We start from the raw sequence: 17,859 nt of genomic DNA, 5'->3' as shown, positions 1-17,859 counted from the left end.
GGCTCACCGGGGGGGTGAGCGGGTGGTGCTCGGTGAGCGCCGCCCGGGTGGGGGCTGGGTCCCGACGACCGTGTCGCGACCCGTGCTGACCTCGCTGTCAGTGCCACGGGTATGGAACCATGTTCCGAGGCACGGAACAAACCTTGCCCGACGCCGAGGTCCCGAAGCACAACTTTGGTCCCGGGTGGGGGGTGATCCGCCGTGCCGTAGCCGACATCTGAGACGGAGCAACGATGCTTTCCACCCTCACCTCCGACCGCCCCCTGCTCGGGGCGTACGCGATGGCGCCGCGGGAGGGGGACCAGCGGGCGCAGTTCTGGGACGCCGTGGCCGACCTGCCGGTCGGCGGCCTCGAGCTGCCGCTGCCCGCGCCGGGCACGGGACCCGAGCCGGCGGCCCTCGCCGCGCGCAGCGACCTGCGCCTGCTCGTGACCTGCATCCCCACCGTCATGGGCCGCCTCGCGGAGCAGCCCGCGTACGGCCTGGCCTCGACCGACGAGGACGCGCGACGCAGCGCGCTGGCGGACGTCCGCCGGGCCCGTGACCTGGCCGAGGTCCAGGCCGCGACCGGGGGCGCACGCGTCGCTGCCATCCAGGTGCACAGCGCGCCCGGGCCCCGTTGCGGCAGCCGCGACGCCCTCGCCCGCTCGCTGGAGGAGATCCTCGCGTGGGACCTCGCCGGGGCCCGGCTGCTCGTCGAGCACTGCGACGCGCTGGTCGCCGGGCAGCAGCCCGCCAAGGGGTTCCTGTCGGTCGAGGAGGAGCTCGCCGTCCTCGCCGGTTGTGCAGGGTCCGACGGCGCCGGCCCCGGCCTCGCGGTCAACTGGGGCCGCTCCGCCATCGAGGGGCGCAGCCTGCACACCCCGCTCGAGCACCTGCACGCCGCGTCCGAGGCCGGGCTCCTCGGCGCCCTCGTCCTGTCCGGTGCGACCGACGCGCAGACGCCGTGGGGAGCGCCGTGGTCGGACGCCCACATCCCGCCGCGCGGTGACGCCCCCGCGCTCGGTTCTTCCGCCGACTCGCTGCTGGGGCCGGACGAGGTCGCCGCGGCCCTCGCGCTCACCGGTCCGGGCTGCCTCGTCGCCGTCAAGGTCGCCGTGCGGCCCGCGGACGCCGACGTCGCCACCCGGATCGCGGTCGCCCGCGCCGCGCTCGCCCAGGTGACCGCGGCGGGCACACCCCCGAGGTGACCGCGGCGGGCCGTGCACGACGGTGCTCGCACTCATCTCCGCGTGGCGCGGGCGGGTGCGAGTACCACCCACGGCGGGCGTCCTTCGGGGACGTCGCGCCTCCGAGGGGCTCGTGCCCCTCGACTACGTTTCCACCGCCGCTCCCGGGCACCGGCGCCCGGAGGGCCTGAGCACACGCGAGGACCGCCATGACCGACCCCACCCCTGATCCCCACGCCCGCGTCGGCGGGCGGTTGACGCCCGGTGCCCTGCGCAACCTGGCCGACACGCTGCGCGCCGAGAACGCCGGAGCGATCCTCCTGCTGCTCGGCGCGGTCGTCGCCCTGGCCTGGGCCAACTCCCCGTGGTCCGCCGGCTACGACACGCTGAGCGACACCGTCGTCGGGCCGGCGGCCCTGCACCTCGACCTCACCGTCGCGCAGTGGGCGACGGACGGGCTGCTCGCGATCTTCTTCTTCGTGGTCGGGCTCGAGCTCAAGCGCGAGATGGTCGACGGGCAGCTCCGGCGCCCGTCGACCGCGATCGTCCCGATCCTCGCCGCCGTCGGCGGCATGGCGGTGCCCGCGCTCATCTACACGGTGGTCAACCTGCAGGCCGGCGGTTCCTCCGAGGGCTGGGCGATCCCCGTCGCCACCGACATCGCGTTCGCGGTGGCCGTCCTGACGGTCTTCGGCAAGCGGCTGCCGACCGCGCTGCGCGCTTTCCTGCTCACGCTCGCGGTGGTCGACGACCTGCTCGGCATCGTCGTGATCGCGGTGTTCTACGCGGTCGGGCTGCAGATCGTGTGGCTCGCGGTGTCGCTCGCGACGATCGCCGTGTTCGCGGTGCTCGTGCGGCGCCGGACCTCGGCGTGGGTGCTGGTGCCGCTCGCCGTGCTGGCGTGGGCCTTCATGCACATGTCCGGTGTCCACGCGACCATCGCGGGCGTCATCCTCGGGTTCACGGTGCCGGCGCTGGCCCGCAAGGGCGAGTCGATCAGCCGCGCCGAGCGGCTCGAGCACCTGTGGCGGCCGGTGTCCGCCGGCGTCGCCGTGCCGGTCTTCGCGCTGTTCGCGGCAGGGGTCAGCATGAGCCCCACCGCGCTCGCGAGCGCGCTCGGCGACCCCGCGGCGCAGGGAGTCGCGCTGGGCCTGGTGCTCGGCAAGCCCGCGGGGATCCTGCTGGCGACGTTCCTGCTGGTCAAGCTCACGAAGGCGACCCTCGACCCGAGCGTGCGGTGGCCCGACCTCGCGGCTGTCAGCGTCGTGGCGGGCGTCGGGTTCACGGTCTCGCTGCTCATCGGTGAGCTGTCGTTCGCCGCCGACTCGCCGCACAGCGAGAACGTCAAGGCCGCGATCCTGCTGGGCTCGCTGACGGCGGCCGCGTTCGGTGGCGCGCTGCTCACCTGGCGGACCCGTGTGCAGGCCCGGCGGACGGTCGCCGCGGACGAGGTCACCGCAGCCGCCTGACGACGCACGCCCCCGGCGCCCGTGCGGTGCCGGGGGCGCGCGCTCAGGGACGGGGGAGGGTGAGCCCGTCGGGCAGCAGCGGCGGCAGCACCCGCAGGACGGTCGCGTGCAGGTCGGCGACGCGCCGGGGCGTCATGCGCTCGACAGGTGCCGTGACGGACACCGCCGCGACCGCGGCCCCCGCGCGCACGAGCGGCACGGCGACACAGCTGATGCCCGCCTCGTTCTCCTCGACCTCCGTCGCGTAGCCGGTGCGGCGGGCGCGCTCGACCACCTCCCACACGTGGTCGCCGTCGACCCTCGCGGCCGTGAGGTACCCGTCGAGCGCGGCGCGGTCCGTGCCGCGGTACGCGAGCAGCGCCCGCCCCAGCGCCGTGGTCACCGCGGGGCTGCGGCGCCCGATCGCCGACCACACGCGCAGCGGCCGCTCGGGCTCGACCTTGTCGAGGTAGACGACCTCGCGGCCGCTCAGCACGCCGAGGTGCACCAGCTCGTCGACCTCGCGGCTCAGCGCCAGCAGGGCCGGGTGCAGCAGCACCGGCAGGTTCTCGTCACTGAAGTAGGCGTCGCCGAGCCGCGTCGCCGCGGCACCCAGCGCGTACCGTCCCGACGGCTCCTGCGTCGCGAAGCCGCGGTGCCGCAGCGCCGCGAGCGTCCGGTGCACGGTCGTCTTGTTCAGGCCCAGGTCGACCGCCAGCTCCGCGAGCCCGGTGCCCGCCGGCCCCGCGGCGGCCAGCGCCTCGAGCACGCGCAGCGCCCGGTCGACCGCCTCGACGGGCGACGCGGCGCCGTCCCCGGAGGCGGGGGGCGCGGCGTCGTCCGGGTCTGCCATGCCTGCAGCCTAGGAGCCGTGCGGACACGGTGAGGACCACGCGCGTCGGCGACCGGGGGCCGGTGGTGCGCCGCCGCTAGTCTCGACGGGTGCCGATCCCCGACGACGCCGCAGGTCACGGACTGGACGGTGGCGCGCACGACGCCCCCGTGCCCGGGACGCCGCACGACACTCCCGCGGAGGTCGGCGTCGGTCCGTGGCCGGGCGGTCCGGACGCATGGCCCCGGCTCGCGTCGGGTGCGCCCGACCCGCGCTACGACCCTGAGCTGCTCGCCCACGGCGACCGGCGCAACGTCGTCGACGCGTACCGGTACCAGACCGTCGAGGCGATCGTCGCGGACCTGGACACCCGGCGGAACCCGTTCCACGTCGCGATCGAGAACTGGGCCCACGACCTCAACATCGGGTCGGTCGTGCGCACCGCGAACGCGTTCAACAGCGCGGGCGTCCACGTCGTGGGTCGTCGCCGGTGGAACCGTCGTGGCGCCATGGTCACCGACCGCTACCTGCACGTCCACCACCACCCCGACGCGGCCGCGCTCGCCACGTGGGCCGCCGGCGCGGGGCCCGACGGGGCGCGCCTGCCGATCGTCGGCGTCGACAACGTGCCCGGCTCCGTCGCCCTGGAGACGTACGTCCTCCCGCCGCGGTGCGTCCTGCTGCTCGGGCAGGAGTCGACGGGTCTGACCGCGGCGGCGCAGGAGGTGTGCGACGTGGTCGTGCACATCACGCAGCACGGCAGCACGCGCTCCCTGAACGCCGGTGCGGCCGCGGCGATCGCGATGCACACGTGGGCCCTCCAGCACGTGCCGAGGTGACGCCGGCAGGGCGTGACGGGGGTCCCGGTGGACGTCCCGGAACGCTTCCGGCCCGGTGGTGGCAGACTCGTGTCGTACCGCACCCCGATCACCAGGAGATGCCGCGATGCCCATCGCAACCCCCGAGGTCTACGCCGAGATGATCGACCGGGCGAAGGCCGGCAAGTTCGCCTACCCCGCCGTGAACATCACGTCGTCCCAGACCGTCACCGCTGCCATCCAGGGCTTCGCGGAGGCCGAGTCGGACGGCATCATCCAGGTCTCCGTCGGTGGCGCCGAGTACGCCTCCGGCTCGACGATCAAGAACCGCGTCTCCGGCACGCTCGCGCTCGCCGCGTACGCCACCGAGGTCGCGAAGAACTACGGCGTGACCATCGCGCTGCACACGGACCACTGCGTCAAGAAGAACCTCGACTCGTGGGTCCGCCCGCTGCTCGAGCTCGAGGCGGAGCAGGTCAAGCGCGGCGAGAACCCCACGTTCCAGTCGCACATGTTCGACGGCTCGGACATCCCGCTCGACGAGAACCTCGTCATCGCGGCGGAGCTCCTCGAGATGTCGCAGGCGGCACGCACGATCCTCGAGATCGAGGTCGGCGTCGTCGGTGGCGAGGAGGACGGCCACGAGGCCGAGATCAACGAGAAGCTCTACACGACGGCCGAGGACGGCCTGGCGACGGTCCGCGCGCTCGGCGCGGGCGAGAAGGGCCGCTACCTGACGGCCCTGACGTTCGGCAACGTGCACGGCGTGTACAAGCCGGGTGCCGTCAAGCTGCGTCCGTCGATCCTCCTGGACATCCAGAAGGCCGTCGGCGCCGAGATCGGCAAGGAGAACCCGTTCGACCTCGTGTTCCACGGCGGGTCGGGCTCCACGGCCGAGGAGATCTCGGAGGCCGTCGACAACGGCGTCATCAAGATGAACATCGACACCGACACGCAGTACGCGTTCACGCGTCCCGTCGTCGGCCACATGTTCACCAACTACGACGGCGTCCTGAAGATCGACGGCGAGGTCGGCAACAAGAAGGCGTACGACCCCCGCGCGTGGGGCAAGCTCGCCGAGGCCGGCATGGCCGCCCGCATCGTCGAGGCGTGCCAGCAGCTGCGGTCGGCGGGCACCAAGATCTCCTGATCACCCGCCCGCTCGACGCCGACGGCCCCGGTCCCCGCAAGGGGGCCGGGGCCGTCCGCGTCAGGTGAGGGGCTCAGGACGAGGGGTCCACCGGCTCGAACGGCTCGTCCACGTCGTCGTCGACGACGTCGAGGAGCTCGCCGATGCGGGTCACCTCGAGCAGGAAGCGCACGGTCGGCGGCACGCGCAGCAGACGCACCCGGTGCTCGCTGCGGATCGACAGCCGCGCGAGGAACGCCACGCCGGACGAGTCCATGAACGTCACGTGGTGCGCGTCGACCTCGATCGGGACGCCGTGCTGCTCCGCCTCGGCGGTCGCCTCCTGCAGCTCGGGGCCGAGGTCCGCGTCGACCTCCCCCGAGAGGACGATGCGGGTGCGGTCCGCACCCACGATGACCTGCACGGCGCCGGGTTCCCCGACCGTCGTGGCTTCGGTAGCGTCCGACGTGGCGGCGTCCTGGCCGGTGGAAGGACTGTTAACGTCTCGCACGATGCTCCTTCCGGGCGCTGGCGGGGCTCACCGGGGTGGTCGAGCCGTCCGTCGTTCGGCACGCTAGACGATCGGAGGTGGTGGTGGTCAACTCCCGCGCCACCGAGCCGATGCCAGAGCCTACGCTGCAGACGTCCGTCGACGGTGCAGCGAGCCGGACCGGGACGTCCCGCCCAGTGCTGGGGGCGGCCCTCGCCGCCACCCAGATCCCCATGGCGCTGCTGCACGCCGGCCGCGGCGTGCTGCGGGTCGGGTGGGTGAACGACGCGCTCGCCCAGGCCGTCGGTCACGCGGCGGACGAGGTCGTCGGCGTCGACGTGCTCGCCGACCCGCGGGTGCGGCCCTGCGACCCCGACGCCGTCCGCGACGTGTCGCGCGGACCGTCCGCCCACCCGGTCGTGCTGCGTCGAGCGGACGGCACGCACGTGCGCTGCGTCGTCCACGTGTCGCCGCTGCCGCCGGGTCCCGGCGTACCCGCCGGCACGCTCGTCGCCGCCGTCCAGGACCTCACGGCCGAGCTGACGGCGTCCGCCGAGCAGGCGGCGCTCGTCGCCGAGGAACGTCGTGAGCGGCGGAGCCTGGCGCTCATCGCGCGCGTCTCGGACCTGCTGATGGACGTCGACGAGCCGCGTGGGCTGCGGGAGATCGCCACCCTGCTGGAGTCGCAGGTCGTCGACCGCGCGGACTTCTTCCTCTTCGACCACGGGCTGTGGGCCGCCGACGGGTTCGCACCGTCCCACGGGTCGACGGCACGGCACCACGGCCCGTCGGGCCGGGTGCTGTCGCACTGCTCCCGCGACCCTGTGGGGCAGCTGCTGTCCGGCACGCGCGACGGCCTCGTCGAGCTCGACCTGGCCGGTGACCACCCCGAGGGCACGTACTCGAGGTGGCTGTCCGGGCAGCTGGCGGCGCGGGGCGCGGACGCCCGCGACCGGGTCGTCGTGCAGCCGGTCCCCGGGCGGCGGCGCGTCGTGGGCGTGCTCGTCGTTCGCCCCCACGGCGGTGGGGGGCGTGCCGCGCTCGGGGCGTCGGAGCGCACGGTCGTCGAGCTCGTCGCGCGGCGCGTGGGCCTGTCGATCGACAACGTGCGCCTCTACGACCGCGAGCACCGCCTGGCCGAGACGCTGCAGCGCGCGATGCTGCCGGAGCAGGCGGAGGTCGACGGGCTCGACGTGTGGACGTACTACTCGCCCAACGCCGACGACGCCCAGGTCGGCGGCGACTGGTACGACGTCCTGCAGATCGACCCCGAGACGGTGAGCGTCGTCATCGGTGACGTCGTGGGGCACGACATCGAGGCGGCCGCCACGATGGGCCAGCTCCGCTCGGTCGTCCGGTCCTACGCGTTCGACATCACGACGCCCGGGCCCGTGCTGGACCGCGTCGACCAGCTCTTCGGCGGCATGCGGATCCCGCGCGCCGCGAGCATGGTGTACTCCACGCTGCGGCGCGACGGCGAGGACGGCTGGGGCCTGCAGTACACCCGTGCCGGCCACCTGCCGCTGCTCCTCGTGCGGGACGGGCGCGCCCAGCAGCTGCGGGGCACCGGCGGGCGGCTCGTGGGCTTCGGCTCCGGCGGCCGGGCGACGGACGAGGTCGCGCTGGTGCCCGGGGACGTCGTGGTGTTCTACACCGACGGCCTGGTCGAGCGCCGCGACCGCAGCCTGCGGGACGGCCTGGAGGTCCTGGAGACGGTCGCCGAGGGCATCACGGCACGGGACGCGGCCGGGATCGGCGAGGACCTGCTGTCCCGGCTCGCCGACCACCCGGAGGACGACGTCGCGATGGTCGTGCTGCGCGTGCCGGGCGGCCACGACGACCTCGCGGGCGCCGTCAGCCCGCGTCGCCGACGCTGGGCGCTGCCGAGCGAGCCCGCGTCGATCGGGCGGGCGCGGCACGCGGTGCTGCGCACCTGCGAGGCGTGGGAGGTGCCCGACGCGTCGAACGCCGAGCTGGTCGTGTCCGAGCTGGTCGCCAACGCCGTGCTGCACGGCTGGGGGCACGTGGCGCTCCAGCTGTACGACACCGGCGACGGACTGCGCATCGAGGTCGAGGACGGCAACCCGGCGCCGCCCGTGACGACCGACGGGCACCCCGGTCGCGTCGGGGGGTTCGGGATGCAGATCGTCGAGCGGCTGGCCGACTGGGGCTGGCGCCAGTCGCGCGGCGGCAAGGTCGTGTGGGCGAAGGTGCGCCCGGGGTCCCTGCCTGCGGCGGCCCGACGGGCGTAACGAGCGCAGGCGTCGTCGCCCGGGGGGCCGGCGGTGCGGTCGCGCCGGCGGGTCAGACCGGAGCGGGCGCGCCCTCGGGGCTGCTCGGCAGCTCGGCGCCGAGCTCGCAGCGGTGGTCCGCGTCGATGCGGAACAGCTCGAGCGCGCCGCAGATCTCCAGGACGAACAGGTCGCGGTCGGCCGCGCCGCGCAGGACGGTCGCACCGCCGCGGCGCCGGCCCGCGTCGGCGAGCGAGATGAGGAACGCGGCGCCCGTCGAGTCCATGAAGGTGACCCGGCACATGTCGATGACCAGCAGCTGCCGGCGCAGACCGACGACGCGGGCGGTCACCTCGGGGAACTGCTCGCGCTCCGCCAGGTCGAGGTCACCGGCGACCAGGAGCGTCGTGGTGGTGGAGGACGTCGATATCTCGATCATGGGTGTCCTGTGGTCCGAGCCGACCGGGGGAGGGGGAGTCCGCGAGGTGTGCTGGTCGGCCGTTCGACTCTAACGGCGGCGTCCTGCGGGTGCGACCGCAGGTCCGTGTCGCGGCGGTTCGCGCGGGTCGGGTGTCGCACCTCCCGCGTACGCCGGTGCGAGACTGGCGCCATGACCCAGGAGAACCTGCTCGACGGCCCCGCCCCGACGCTGCTGCCCGCCGACGGTCCGGACGCGACGGCGCGTGCCGCCCTCGCCTCCGGGGCCGACCCGCGCGACGTGGTGAGCGCGGCGCCGGCGGCCTCGCTGGTGTGGGCCCTGCTGGCGGAGCGGGCGGACGACCCGGTCGCCGCGTACGCGTACGCGCGGACGGGCTACCACCGCGGCCTGGACGCGCTGCGCGGTGCCGGCTGGCGCGGGCGCGGCCCGGTGCCGGTCGCCCACGAGCCCAACCAGGGCTTCCTGCGGTCGCTGCTCGCGCTCGCGACGGCGGCGGACGCGCTCGGCGAGACCGCGGAGGGTGAGCGCTGCCGCCAGTTCCTGCGGGACTGCGGGACGTCGGCCGACGAGGTCGCCGCGCTGCGCTGAGGGCGTCGGCGCGAGCTCCTCGACGCTCGCGCCGTCGTGCACCGGACCTCGCGGTGTGGACGCGCACCGCTGGCCGACGCGGTCCTCCGGTACCCTTCCGGTGGTACGCGTCACTGCCGCGCGTCCTCGGGTCACCCGCGCCGCGAGCCCGCTCGCGCCCGTCTGCGGGCGGAGCCGCATCGCAGGCAGCGGGGAGTGGTGATCGTCATGCCGGCCGTCGTGGTGCTCGGGGCGCAGTGGGGCGACGAGGGCAAGGGGAAGGCGACCGACCAGCTCGGGGACCGCACGGACGTCGTCGTGAAGTTCAACGGCGGCAACAACGCCGGTCACACGGTCGTCATCGAGGGCGAGAAGTACGCCCTGCACCTCCTGCCGTCGGGGATCCTCACGCCGGGCGTCGTCCCGGTGATCGCCAACGGCGTCGTCATCGACATCGAGGTGCTCTTCGAGGAGATCGACGCGCTCGAGGCCCGGGGCGTCGACACCTCACGCTTGCTGGTCTCGTCCGCGGCGCACGTCATCGCGCCGTACAACCGCACGATGGACAAGGTCGCCGAGCGCTTCCTGGGCAAGCGTCGCATCGGCACGACCGGCCGGGGCATCGGCCCCACGTACGCCGACAAGATCAACCGCATCGGCGTCCGCGTGCAGGACCTGTTCGACGAGGGGATCCTGCGGCAGAAGGTCGAGGGTGCGCTCGACCAGAAGAACCACCTGCTGGTGAAGGTCTACAACCGGCGCGCGATCACGGTCGAGGAGACGCTCGACGACCTGCTGCGCCACGCCGAGCGCCTGCGCCCGTTCGTCGCGGACACCCCGCAGTTCCTCAACCGCTCGCTCGACGAGGGCAAGACCCTGGTCTTCGAGGCGGGGCAGGCCACGATGCTCGACGTCGACCACGGCACGTATCCCTTCGTCACGTCGTCCGCGTGCACCGCGGGCGGGGCGTGCACGGGCTCGGGCGTGGGACCGACCCGCATCGACCGTGTCGTCGCGGTCGCCAAGGCGTACACGACGCGCGTGGGTGAGGGGCCGTTCCCGACCGAGCTGCTCGACGACGACGGCGAGTGGCTGCGCCAGACCGGCGGCGAGTTCGGCACCACGACGGGCCGCCCGCGCCGCACCGGCTGGTACGACGCGGTGGTGGTGCGCTACGCGTCGATGGTCAACGGCCTGACGGACCTCGTCGTGACCAAGCTCGACGTCCTGACGGGCCGCGAGCGGATCCCGGTGTGCGTGGCGTACGACGTGGAGGGCCGGCGCGTCGAGGACATGCCGATCGACCAGAGCGACTTCCACCACGCCCGGCCGGTGTACGAGTACCTCGACGGCTGGACCGAGGACATCAGCGGCGCCCGCTCCGTCGAGGACCTGCCGAAGGCCGCGCAGCGCTACCTGCAGTACCTCGAGGACGTCTCCGGCACGCGCATCTCGTCGGTCGGCGTCGGGCCGGGGCGCGAGGCGACGATCGTCAAGCACGAGCTGCTGTCCTGACGTCCCCGCCGGGCACTGAGCCTGCGTCGTGAGGGGTTGCCGTCGTGTCGCGACGGCAACCCCTCACGTTCTTCCGGGGTCGAGCGGGTCAGGCGGCGGCGCCGGGCCGGTAGGGTCGGGCGCCGTGGAGATCCTCGTCATCGGCACCGGTGCCCGTGAGCACGCCCTCGCCCGCACGCTGTCCCTCGACCCGGCGGTGACGCGCGTCCACGCGGCCCCGGGCAACCCCGGGATCGCGCAGCGCGCGACGCTGCACGCGGTCGACCCGCTCGACGGCGCCGCGGTCGCGGACCTCGCGCGCTCGCTGGGCGTCGACCTCGTGGTCGTGGGCCCCGAGGCGCCGCTCGTCGCCGGCGTCGCGGACGCCGTGCGTGCGGCCGGGATCCCGGTGTTCGGGCCGTCGGCACAGGCCGCGCGGCTCGAGGGGTCGAAGGCGTTCGCGAAGGACGTCATGGCGGCGGCGGGAGTGCCGACGGCGGCCGCGCGGGTCGCGACGACGATCGAGGAGGTCGCCGCCGCGCTCGAGGAGTTCGGCGCGCCGCACGTCGTCAAGGAGGACGGGCTCGCCGCGGGCAAGGGCGTCGTCGTCACCGACGACCGCGAGGCCGCGCTCGCCCACGCCGCCGCCTGCCTGGCCAAGGAGGGGGGCAGCGTCGTCGTCGAGGAGTTCCTCGACGGTCCCGAGGTCTCGCTGTTCGTCCTGTGCGACGGCACCGACGTCCTCCCGCTCGTGCCGGCCCAGGACTTCAAGCGCGCGTTCGACGGTGACCAGGGGCCCAACACCGGTGGCATGGGCGCCTACTCGCCGCTGCCGTGGGCGCCCGAGGGGCTGGTGGACGAGGTCGTCGAGACCGTCGCACGCCCGACCGTCGCCGAGATGGCGCGCCGCGGCACGCCCTTCGTCGGTGTCCTGTACTGCGGCCTGGCGCTGACGAGCCGGGGCCTGCGCGTCGTGGAGTTCAACGCGCGCTTCGGGGACCCGGAGACGCAGGTGGTGCTCGCACGCCTGGCGTCGCCGCTCGCCGAGGTGCTGCTCGCCGCGGCGCAGGGACGCCTCGCGCAGGTCGGGCCGCTGCACTGGCGCGCGGACGCCGCGGTGACCGTGGTGATCGCGTCGCACGGCTACCCGGGGACGGTCCGCACGGGCGACCCCATCACGGGCCTGGACGGGGCCGGCACGGTCCCCGGCGTGCACGTGCTGCACGCGGGCACCGCGGTCCGTACCACGAGCGACGACCCGGAGAACCCGATCAACGACCCGCTGCTCGTGTCCGACGGGGGGCGCGTGCTGTCCGTCGTGGGCGTGGGCGAGACCCTCGCCGAGGCGCGGCGGGCCGCGTACGTCGCGGTCGACCAGGTCAACCTGGCCGGCTCGCAGCACCGCACGGACATCGCCCAGGCCGTGAGCGAGGGCTGAGCGGCATATCACGCCCACCCCGTCGGTCGTCACCCGTCCGGGGTGCCGGGTGTGCACCGTGCGCCGACGTACCGGGACATTGACGACCGGCTGCGGCTGAACCTGGACGATCGTCCTGGTCGGAGGCCCGTCTGCGGGACCCTTGCGCTGACCAGGGGCCCTCGTCCACGGAGCTGACATGACCTTCCGCCTCACCGGCAGGCGGGGCGCACGCGCCGCCGCCGTGCTGTCGCTCGCGCTCGCCGCGGTGCTCGTCCCCACCGCCGCGCACGCGGCCGAGACCGCCGGGGGTACCCGGACCGCCCCCGTGCCGCTGCCCATCGCGACGCTCGACGACTCGTTCGTGGCGTCCAACGCCCACGTCGACTCGGGCTCCGGCGCTGGCCAGCGCCACCACAACGTCGCGTGGTACTCGCTCACGCCGGCGGCGGACGTGTTGGTGTCGATCCGTGCCACGGCGCTCGAGCCGTCGTGGGACAACACGCTCGAGGTCTGGGACGGCGACACGCTGGTGCAGCACGTCGACGACCACATCGGTCTCGACGCCGCGCTCGCCATCGACCTCGACGCCGGGACGACGTACCTCATCGGCCTCGGCTCCTACTACCGTTTCGGCGGCGGCTGGGCCGTGAAGGGCTCCGCGACGCTCACGTTCTCCACGCGCGTCCCGACGGCGCCCACCGGCCTCGCCGGCGCCCCCGGCGACCGCAGCGTCACGCTCGCGTGGACCCCGCCCACGGACCTGGCGGGCGGCATCGACGCGTACGAGGTGTGGTGCGCGGCCCCGGGCGAGGACGAGGAGTGGTGCGACGCCGCCTACGGCTGGGACCCGGAGCCCTCCATCACGGTCGACGGGCTGACGAACGGTGAGCCGTACACGTTCCGCGTCGTCGCGACCAACGTGCTCGGCGAGTCCGAGCCGTCCGCGCCCGTGACCGTCACCCCGCGGGTCCCCACCACCACCACCGTCGCCGTCGACCCGGCCGCGCTCGAGGTCGGTCAGACGTTCGACGTCGTCGTCGAGGTCGCCGAGCACCCGGCCGAGGACGAGGACGAGGACGGGGAGGACGAGAGCCGCGAGGTGGGCCCGCTGGTCGACGAGGACTCGGCCGCCCGCCCCGCCGTCGGGACCGTCGACGTCACGGTCGGCGGCACGGACTACGACGACCTCGCGCTCGTGGACGGCGTCGCGGTGGTCGACGGCCTCGTGGCGACCGGTGGTGCCCTGACGATCACGGCCCGGTACGCGGGCTCCGACGAGGTGCAGGCGTCGTCCGGCTCGCTCGAGCTCGACGTCGCGCTCCTCCCCGACTCCGTGACGCTCGAGGTCTCGGACCTGCGGCTCGGTCAGCAGGTGCGCCCGGTCACGACGTCCACGTCGGGTCTGCCGGTGACGCTGAGCGCGACCGGCGCGTGCACCGTGGCGGACGGTGTCCTCACGGGGACCGGCGCGGGCGACTGCGTCGTCACCGCGAGCACGGCAGGCGACCGCGACACCCATCCCGCGACGGCCACGGCGACGGTCCGCGTGACGGTCCCCGACGCGGCCCTCGCCATCGACGTCGCCGCGCGGCCTGGTGACCGCGTCGCCGGGGCCGTCGTCACGGTCACGGGCCAGGGTCTGCAGCCCGGCTCCGGCGTGACGCTCGTGGTGCACTCGACGCCGCGCACGCTCGCGACGGGCGTCGTCGGCGCCGACGGTGCGGTCGTCGTCACCGGTGTCCTGCCCACCGGGCTGGAGATCGGCTCGCACCGCCTCGTCGTGAACGGCGTGGCGTTCGACGGGACGGCCGTGACCAGCGAGGTCGCCTTCACGATGGCGTCGGACGGCACGTTCCTGCGGATCGGGGACGTGCGCGCGCAGCTCGCGGCGACCGGTGCGGACCCGATCGACGCGGCCGGTCTCGCAGCCGCGTGGATCGTGCTGGGTGCCGGCCTCCTCCTCGTCGCCCGCCGGCGCACGGCGGCCTGACCCCGACGGACGGAGGGTACGGGGCGACGCACGACCGCTGGACGGTCGTGCGTAGCCCCGTACCCGCGTCGCACGCCACACTGTGCCCGTGAACGCACCTCTCGACGTCCCCGCGCAGCTGCCCGGATGGCGGCACGTCTACTCCGGGAAGGTCCGCGACCTGTACGAGCCCGACGGCTCGCCCGCCGGTGCCGCGCTGCGGGACCTGCACGGCGACGTCGTGCTCGTCGTCGCGTCGGACCGCGTGTCCGCGTACGACCACGTGCTGTCGCCCGGGATCCCCGGCAAGGGTGTCGTCCTGACGCAGCTGAGCCTGTGGTGGTTCGAGCACCTCACGGACCTCGTGCCGAACCACGTCGTGTCGACCGACGTGCCCGACGCCGTGGCCGGGCGCGCGATGGTGTGCCGACGGCTGGACATGTTCCCCGTCGAGTGCGTCGCGCGGGGCTACCTGACGGGCTCGGGGCTCGCGGAGTACCAGGAGGGCGGCGAGGTCACGGGCATCCCGCTGCCCGCGGGGCTCGTCGACGGCTCACGGCTCCCCGAGCCGATCTTCACACCCGCCGCCAAGGCCGAGCTCGGCGAGCACGACGAGAACGTGCGGTTCTCGGTCGTCGTCGACACCGTGGGCCCCGCCGCTGCCGAGACGCTGCGTGACCTCACGCTGGCCGTGTACGCGCGGGCCGAGGGCGTCGCCCGCGAGCGCGGGGTCATCCTCGCGGACACCAAGCTCGAGTTCGGCACGGACCCGGTGACGGGCGCGATCACGCTCGGCGACGAGGTGCTGACCCCCGACTCGTCGCGCTTCTGGCCGGCCGACGCGTGGGAGCCGGGTCGCCCGCAGCCGAGCTTCGACAAGCAGTACGTGCGGGACTGGCTGACGTCGCCCGCGTCGGGCTGGGACCAGACGTCGGACGCGACCCCGCCCGCGCTCCCGGCGGACGTCGTCGCCCGCACCCGCGACCGCTACCTCGACGCGTACCGGCGGCTGACGGGACGCGCGCTGGACGTGTGAGTGCTGGTCACGTGCCGAGCTCGACCTCGGGCAGCGCGTGCAGCTCGCGCCAGGGGAGCGCCTGCGCGGCGGTCACGCCCAGGACGTCGGCGGCCACGAGCGGCCCCAGGTCGAGGCCCGTGAGGTCCGCGACGTCGGCGACCGGGACCTGGAAGGTGCGGAACGGCCCGAGCGGCGGCGGTTCGTCGGCCAGCGCGGCCGCGTGCGTGCGCGCCGCGAGCTCGGTGGCGGGCAGCAGCGGCGTCTGGTCGAGGACGAAGGCGGCGGCCGCCAGGCGACGGCCCCCGTCGAGCGCCCACGCCGCCACCTTCCAGAACCGGCGCGGCAGGCCGATTCCCCGGTAGACGGGGTCGTCACCGGCGAGCACGGGCCCGGTGAGCACCGACAGCCGCAGCCGCTGCGCGCGGGCGTGCTCCAGCACGTGGTCCTCCAGGCCCAGCCACAGCTCCCGGCTCTGGTTGAAGCCCGACGCCTGCGGCGCCGCGTTGGGGTACGCGAACGTGTCGCGGTTGGCCTGCGCGGCGACGCCCGGCTCGCCCCACACCGGGTCGCGGCGACGCACGAGGTGCCCCCGGTCCAGGTCGTTGCGGGCGTACAGCGCCGGTCCGGCCTGCTCGTCGGCGTCGACGCGCGGGTCGAGGTACCAGTCGTCGTCGCGCGGGACGTCGAGCAGCGTGACCCCGTCGACGTTGACCGCCGTCGCGGCGGCCAGGCGGCGGACCGGGTCCAGCAGCACGGTGAAGTGCGTCGCGGGCAGCTCGCGCACGGTCTGCGCCGGGACGGGCAGCGGGACCTGCGGCCCCAGGAACGTCGGGTCGTACCCCATGTGTCACCCCTGCCCACGAGCGGACCGTCGGACGGTCCTCACGGTACCCACGTGCCGCCGTCCCGGGGGGGTGGGACGGACGGTTCGCGAGACCGGGCCGGGAACGCGGACGACGGGGCGGAGGACGACTGCGGCCGGTCTCGCGGAGGGCGCGTCCCACGGTGCGGACGTGCCTCGGGGTGGCGGCCGTGCGGCTGCAGGGGACCGGCCACGGCGCGGCGTAGTGTCACAGCAGCTCACCCTTCACGTCGACGTCGTGTCATGTCCTGTCCCGGAGGTCCGGTGGACGTCTTCCGCCCGCTCGTCCTGCGTCGTGCGCGCCTGCTCGGCCAGGACGCACCTGTCGACGTCGTGCTGCGCGACGGACACATCGCCTCGGTCCGGCCGGCGGCAGCCACGGCGGGCGGCTCGGCCTCCGCCGCGGCGTCCGGCGCGGCCGGGAGCGCCGTCGAGGCCGTGGACCTCGACGGGCGGCTCGTCCTGCCCGGGCTGTGGGACCAGCACACGCACCTCACGCAGTGGGCGCTCTCGCGCGGCCGGCTCGACGTCTCCGGCGCGACGTCGGCCGCGCACGCCGCCGCCCTCGTCCGCGAGCGGCTGGCGACCGACCCGCCGACGAGCGGGCGGCCGCTCGTCGGTATCGGGTTCCGGGACGGCTCGTGGCCCGACCGGCCGACCTCGGCGCTGCTCGACGCGGTCGCCGGCGACGTGCCCGTCGTGCTCGTGTCCGGGGACCTGCACTGCGCCTGGGTGTCCACCGCGGGCCTGCGCCTGTTCGGCGTCCCGACGCACCCCACGGGCGTCCTGCGCGAGACCGAGTGGATGCCGCTCATGGGGGCGCTCGACCACGTCCCGGACGACGTGCAGGACCGGCTCGTCGCCGACGCCCTGCGCGCCGCGGCCGCCCGGGGCGTCGTCGGGGTCGTCGACCTGGAGATCGCGGACAACGTGTCGGTCTGGCGGCGCCGGGTCGAGGCGGGGGACCCGGTGGCGCGGGTGCGCGCGGGCGTGTGGCCGGCGTACCTGGACCGCGTCGTCGCCGAGGAGCTCGGCACGGGCGACCGTGTCGCGGGGTCACGCGTCACGCAGGGGCCGCTCAAGATCATCGTCGACGGGTCGCTCAACACGCGGACCGCGTGGTGCCACGCGCCGTACCCGGGCGTCGAGGGGCCGCTGTCGCACGGCGTGCTCAACGTGCCGGCCGACGAGCTGGTCCCGCTGCTGCGGCACGCGCGTGCCCACGGGCTGACCTGCGCCGTCCACGCCATCGGCGACGCGGCGAACGCCCTGGTCCTCGACGCCTTCGCGGCCACCGGTGCGCGCGGGTCGGTCGAGCACGCCCAGCTGCTCGGCACCGGTGACGTCGCACGGTTCGCCGCCCTGGGGCTGACCGCGAGCGTGCAGCCGGGTCACATCCCCGACGACCGGGACGTCGCCGACCGGCACTGGGCGGGCCGCACGCACCGGGCGTTCCCGCTGGCCGACCTGCACGCGGCCGGGGTCGAGCTCGCGTTCGGGTCGGACGCGCCCGTGGCACCCCTGGACCCGTGGCTCGCCGTGGACGCGGCGGTCTGGCGCACGGGCGACGCGCGCCCGTCCTGGCACCCCGAGCAGGCGGTCGACGCCCTGACGGCGCTCGCGTCGTCCGTCGACGGCCGCCCCCTGACGCCGCGTGCTGGCGACCCGGCGGACCTCGTCGTCCTGGACGACGACCCGCTGGCTCTCGCCACGACGCCCGGCGCCGTGCGCACGACCCGCGTCGCCGCCACCCTCGTCGCCGCCACCTGGACCCACACGACCCTCTGACCCCACCCTCTGCCCCCACCCCCTGCCCCCACCCCCTGCCCCCACCCTCTGCCCCCACCACCTCCACACCCACCTCCACGGCGAACTCGTCCTTCGGCGGCTTCTGAGGCCTGAGAAGCCGCCGAACGACAAGGTCGTCGGGCGGTGAGTCCAAGGTCCGGGATGGGAGGCCGATCGGCCGGCGG

General features: G+C 74.8%; 15 protein-coding genes. 11 read left to right on the top strand and 4 right to left on the bottom strand.

Features of this window, described 5'->3' with window-relative positions; all coding sequences use genetic code 11:
* Nucleotides 1-233 precede the first annotated feature (233 nt).
* Nucleotides 234-1,190, top strand: a complete 957-nt coding sequence (locus NP048_RS15215; protein WP_227576463.1) for a DUF4862 family protein — start codon at nt 234-236, stop codon at nt 1,188-1,190.
* A gap of 188 nt (nt 1,191-1,378) precedes the next feature.
* On the top strand, nt 1,379-2,638 hold the full coding sequence (gene nhaA / locus NP048_RS15210; protein ID WP_227576462.1) for a Na+/H+ antiporter NhaA: 1,260 nt from the start codon (nt 1,379-1,381) through the stop codon (nt 2,636-2,638).
* Between the two features lie 43 nt (nt 2,639-2,681).
* On the opposite strand, the gene NP048_RS15205 is transcribed toward nhaA, so the two are convergent.
* Nucleotides 2,682-3,470 carry an IclR family transcriptional regulator gene (locus NP048_RS15205; protein WP_227576461.1) on the bottom strand — a complete coding sequence of 263 codons (789 nt, stop codon included), beginning with the start codon at nt 3,468-3,470 and terminating at the stop codon, nt 2,682-2,684.
* A gap of 122 nt (nt 3,471-3,592) precedes the next feature.
* Between NP048_RS15205 and NP048_RS15200 the strand changes: the two genes are divergently transcribed.
* Nucleotides 3,593-4,288 carry a TrmH family RNA methyltransferase gene (locus tag NP048_RS15200; RefSeq protein WP_255619834.1) on the top strand — a complete coding sequence of 232 codons (696 nt, stop codon included), beginning with the start codon at nt 3,593-3,595 and terminating at the stop codon, nt 4,286-4,288.
* A gap of 106 nt (nt 4,289-4,394) precedes the next feature.
* On the top strand, nt 4,395-5,417 hold the full coding sequence (gene fbaA, locus NP048_RS15195) for a class II fructose-bisphosphate aldolase (protein ID WP_227576460.1): 1,023 nt from the start codon (nt 4,395-4,397) through the stop codon (nt 5,415-5,417).
* A gap of 73 nt (nt 5,418-5,490) precedes the next feature.
* On the opposite strand, the gene NP048_RS15190 is transcribed toward fbaA, so the two are convergent.
* Nucleotides 5,491-5,907: an STAS domain-containing protein gene (locus NP048_RS15190; protein WP_227576459.1), complete on the bottom strand. Its 417-nt coding sequence runs from the start codon at nt 5,905-5,907 to the stop codon at nt 5,491-5,493.
* 212 nt (nt 5,908-6,119) lie between these two features.
* Between NP048_RS15190 and NP048_RS15185 the strand changes: the two genes are divergently transcribed.
* Nucleotides 6,120-8,138, top strand: a complete 2,019-nt coding sequence (locus tag NP048_RS15185; RefSeq protein ID WP_227576458.1) for an ATP-binding SpoIIE family protein phosphatase — start codon at nt 6,120-6,122, stop codon at nt 8,136-8,138.
* A gap of 52 nt (nt 8,139-8,190) precedes the next feature.
* Here the strand turns inward: NP048_RS15185 and NP048_RS15180 are convergent, their stop codons facing one another.
* Nucleotides 8,191-8,556 (bottom strand): STAS domain-containing protein, encoded by a 366-nt coding sequence (locus tag NP048_RS15180; protein WP_227576457.1) that lies wholly within the window; start codon nt 8,554-8,556, stop codon nt 8,191-8,193.
* Between the two features lie 171 nt (nt 8,557-8,727).
* On the opposite strand from NP048_RS15180, the gene NP048_RS15175 reads away from it, so the two are divergent.
* From NP048_RS15175 to NP048_RS15155, 5 genes are all read left to right on the top strand, one after another.
* Entirely contained in the window at nt 8,728-9,144 is a 417-nt protein-coding gene (locus NP048_RS15175) for a DUF3151 domain-containing protein (protein ID WP_227576456.1), read from the top strand.
* A 207-nt stretch (nt 9,145-9,351) separates the two neighbouring features.
* On the top strand, nt 9,352-10,638 hold the full coding sequence (locus tag NP048_RS15170) for an adenylosuccinate synthase (RefSeq protein ID WP_227576455.1): 1,287 nt from the start codon (nt 9,352-9,354) through the stop codon (nt 10,636-10,638).
* A 124-nt stretch (nt 10,639-10,762) separates the two neighbouring features.
* Nucleotides 10,763-12,055, top strand: a complete 1,293-nt coding sequence (gene purD / locus NP048_RS15165) for a phosphoribosylamine--glycine ligase (RefSeq protein WP_227576454.1) — start codon at nt 10,763-10,765, stop codon at nt 12,053-12,055.
* A 178-nt stretch (nt 12,056-12,233) separates the two neighbouring features.
* Nucleotides 12,234-14,027 (top strand): fibronectin type III domain-containing protein, encoded by a 1,794-nt coding sequence (locus NP048_RS15160; RefSeq protein WP_227576453.1) that lies wholly within the window; start codon nt 12,234-12,236, stop codon nt 14,025-14,027.
* Nucleotides 14,028-14,115: 88 nt separating this feature from the next.
* Nucleotides 14,116-15,042, top strand: a complete 927-nt coding sequence (locus NP048_RS15155) for a phosphoribosylaminoimidazolesuccinocarboxamide synthase (protein ID WP_227576452.1) — start codon at nt 14,116-14,118, stop codon at nt 15,040-15,042.
* A gap of 7 nt (nt 15,043-15,049) precedes the next feature.
* Here the strand turns inward: NP048_RS15155 and NP048_RS15150 are convergent, their stop codons facing one another.
* Nucleotides 15,050-15,868, bottom strand: a complete 819-nt coding sequence (locus tag NP048_RS15150) for a DNA/RNA non-specific endonuclease (protein WP_227576451.1) — start codon at nt 15,866-15,868, stop codon at nt 15,050-15,052.
* A 282-nt stretch (nt 15,869-16,150) separates the two neighbouring features.
* Between NP048_RS15150 and NP048_RS15145 the strand changes: the two genes are divergently transcribed.
* Nucleotides 16,151-17,674 carry an amidohydrolase gene (locus NP048_RS15145; protein ID WP_227576450.1) on the top strand — a complete coding sequence of 508 codons (1,524 nt, stop codon included), beginning with the start codon at nt 16,151-16,153 and terminating at the stop codon, nt 17,672-17,674.
* Nucleotides 17,675-17,859 lie beyond the last annotated feature (185 nt).

Source organism: Cellulomonas xiejunii (assembly GCF_024508315.1).
Classification (GTDB): Bacteria; Actinomycetota; Actinomycetes; order Actinomycetales; family Cellulomonadaceae; genus Cellulomonas; species Cellulomonas xiejunii.
This window is presented reverse-complemented; position numbering and strand designations above follow the sequence as displayed.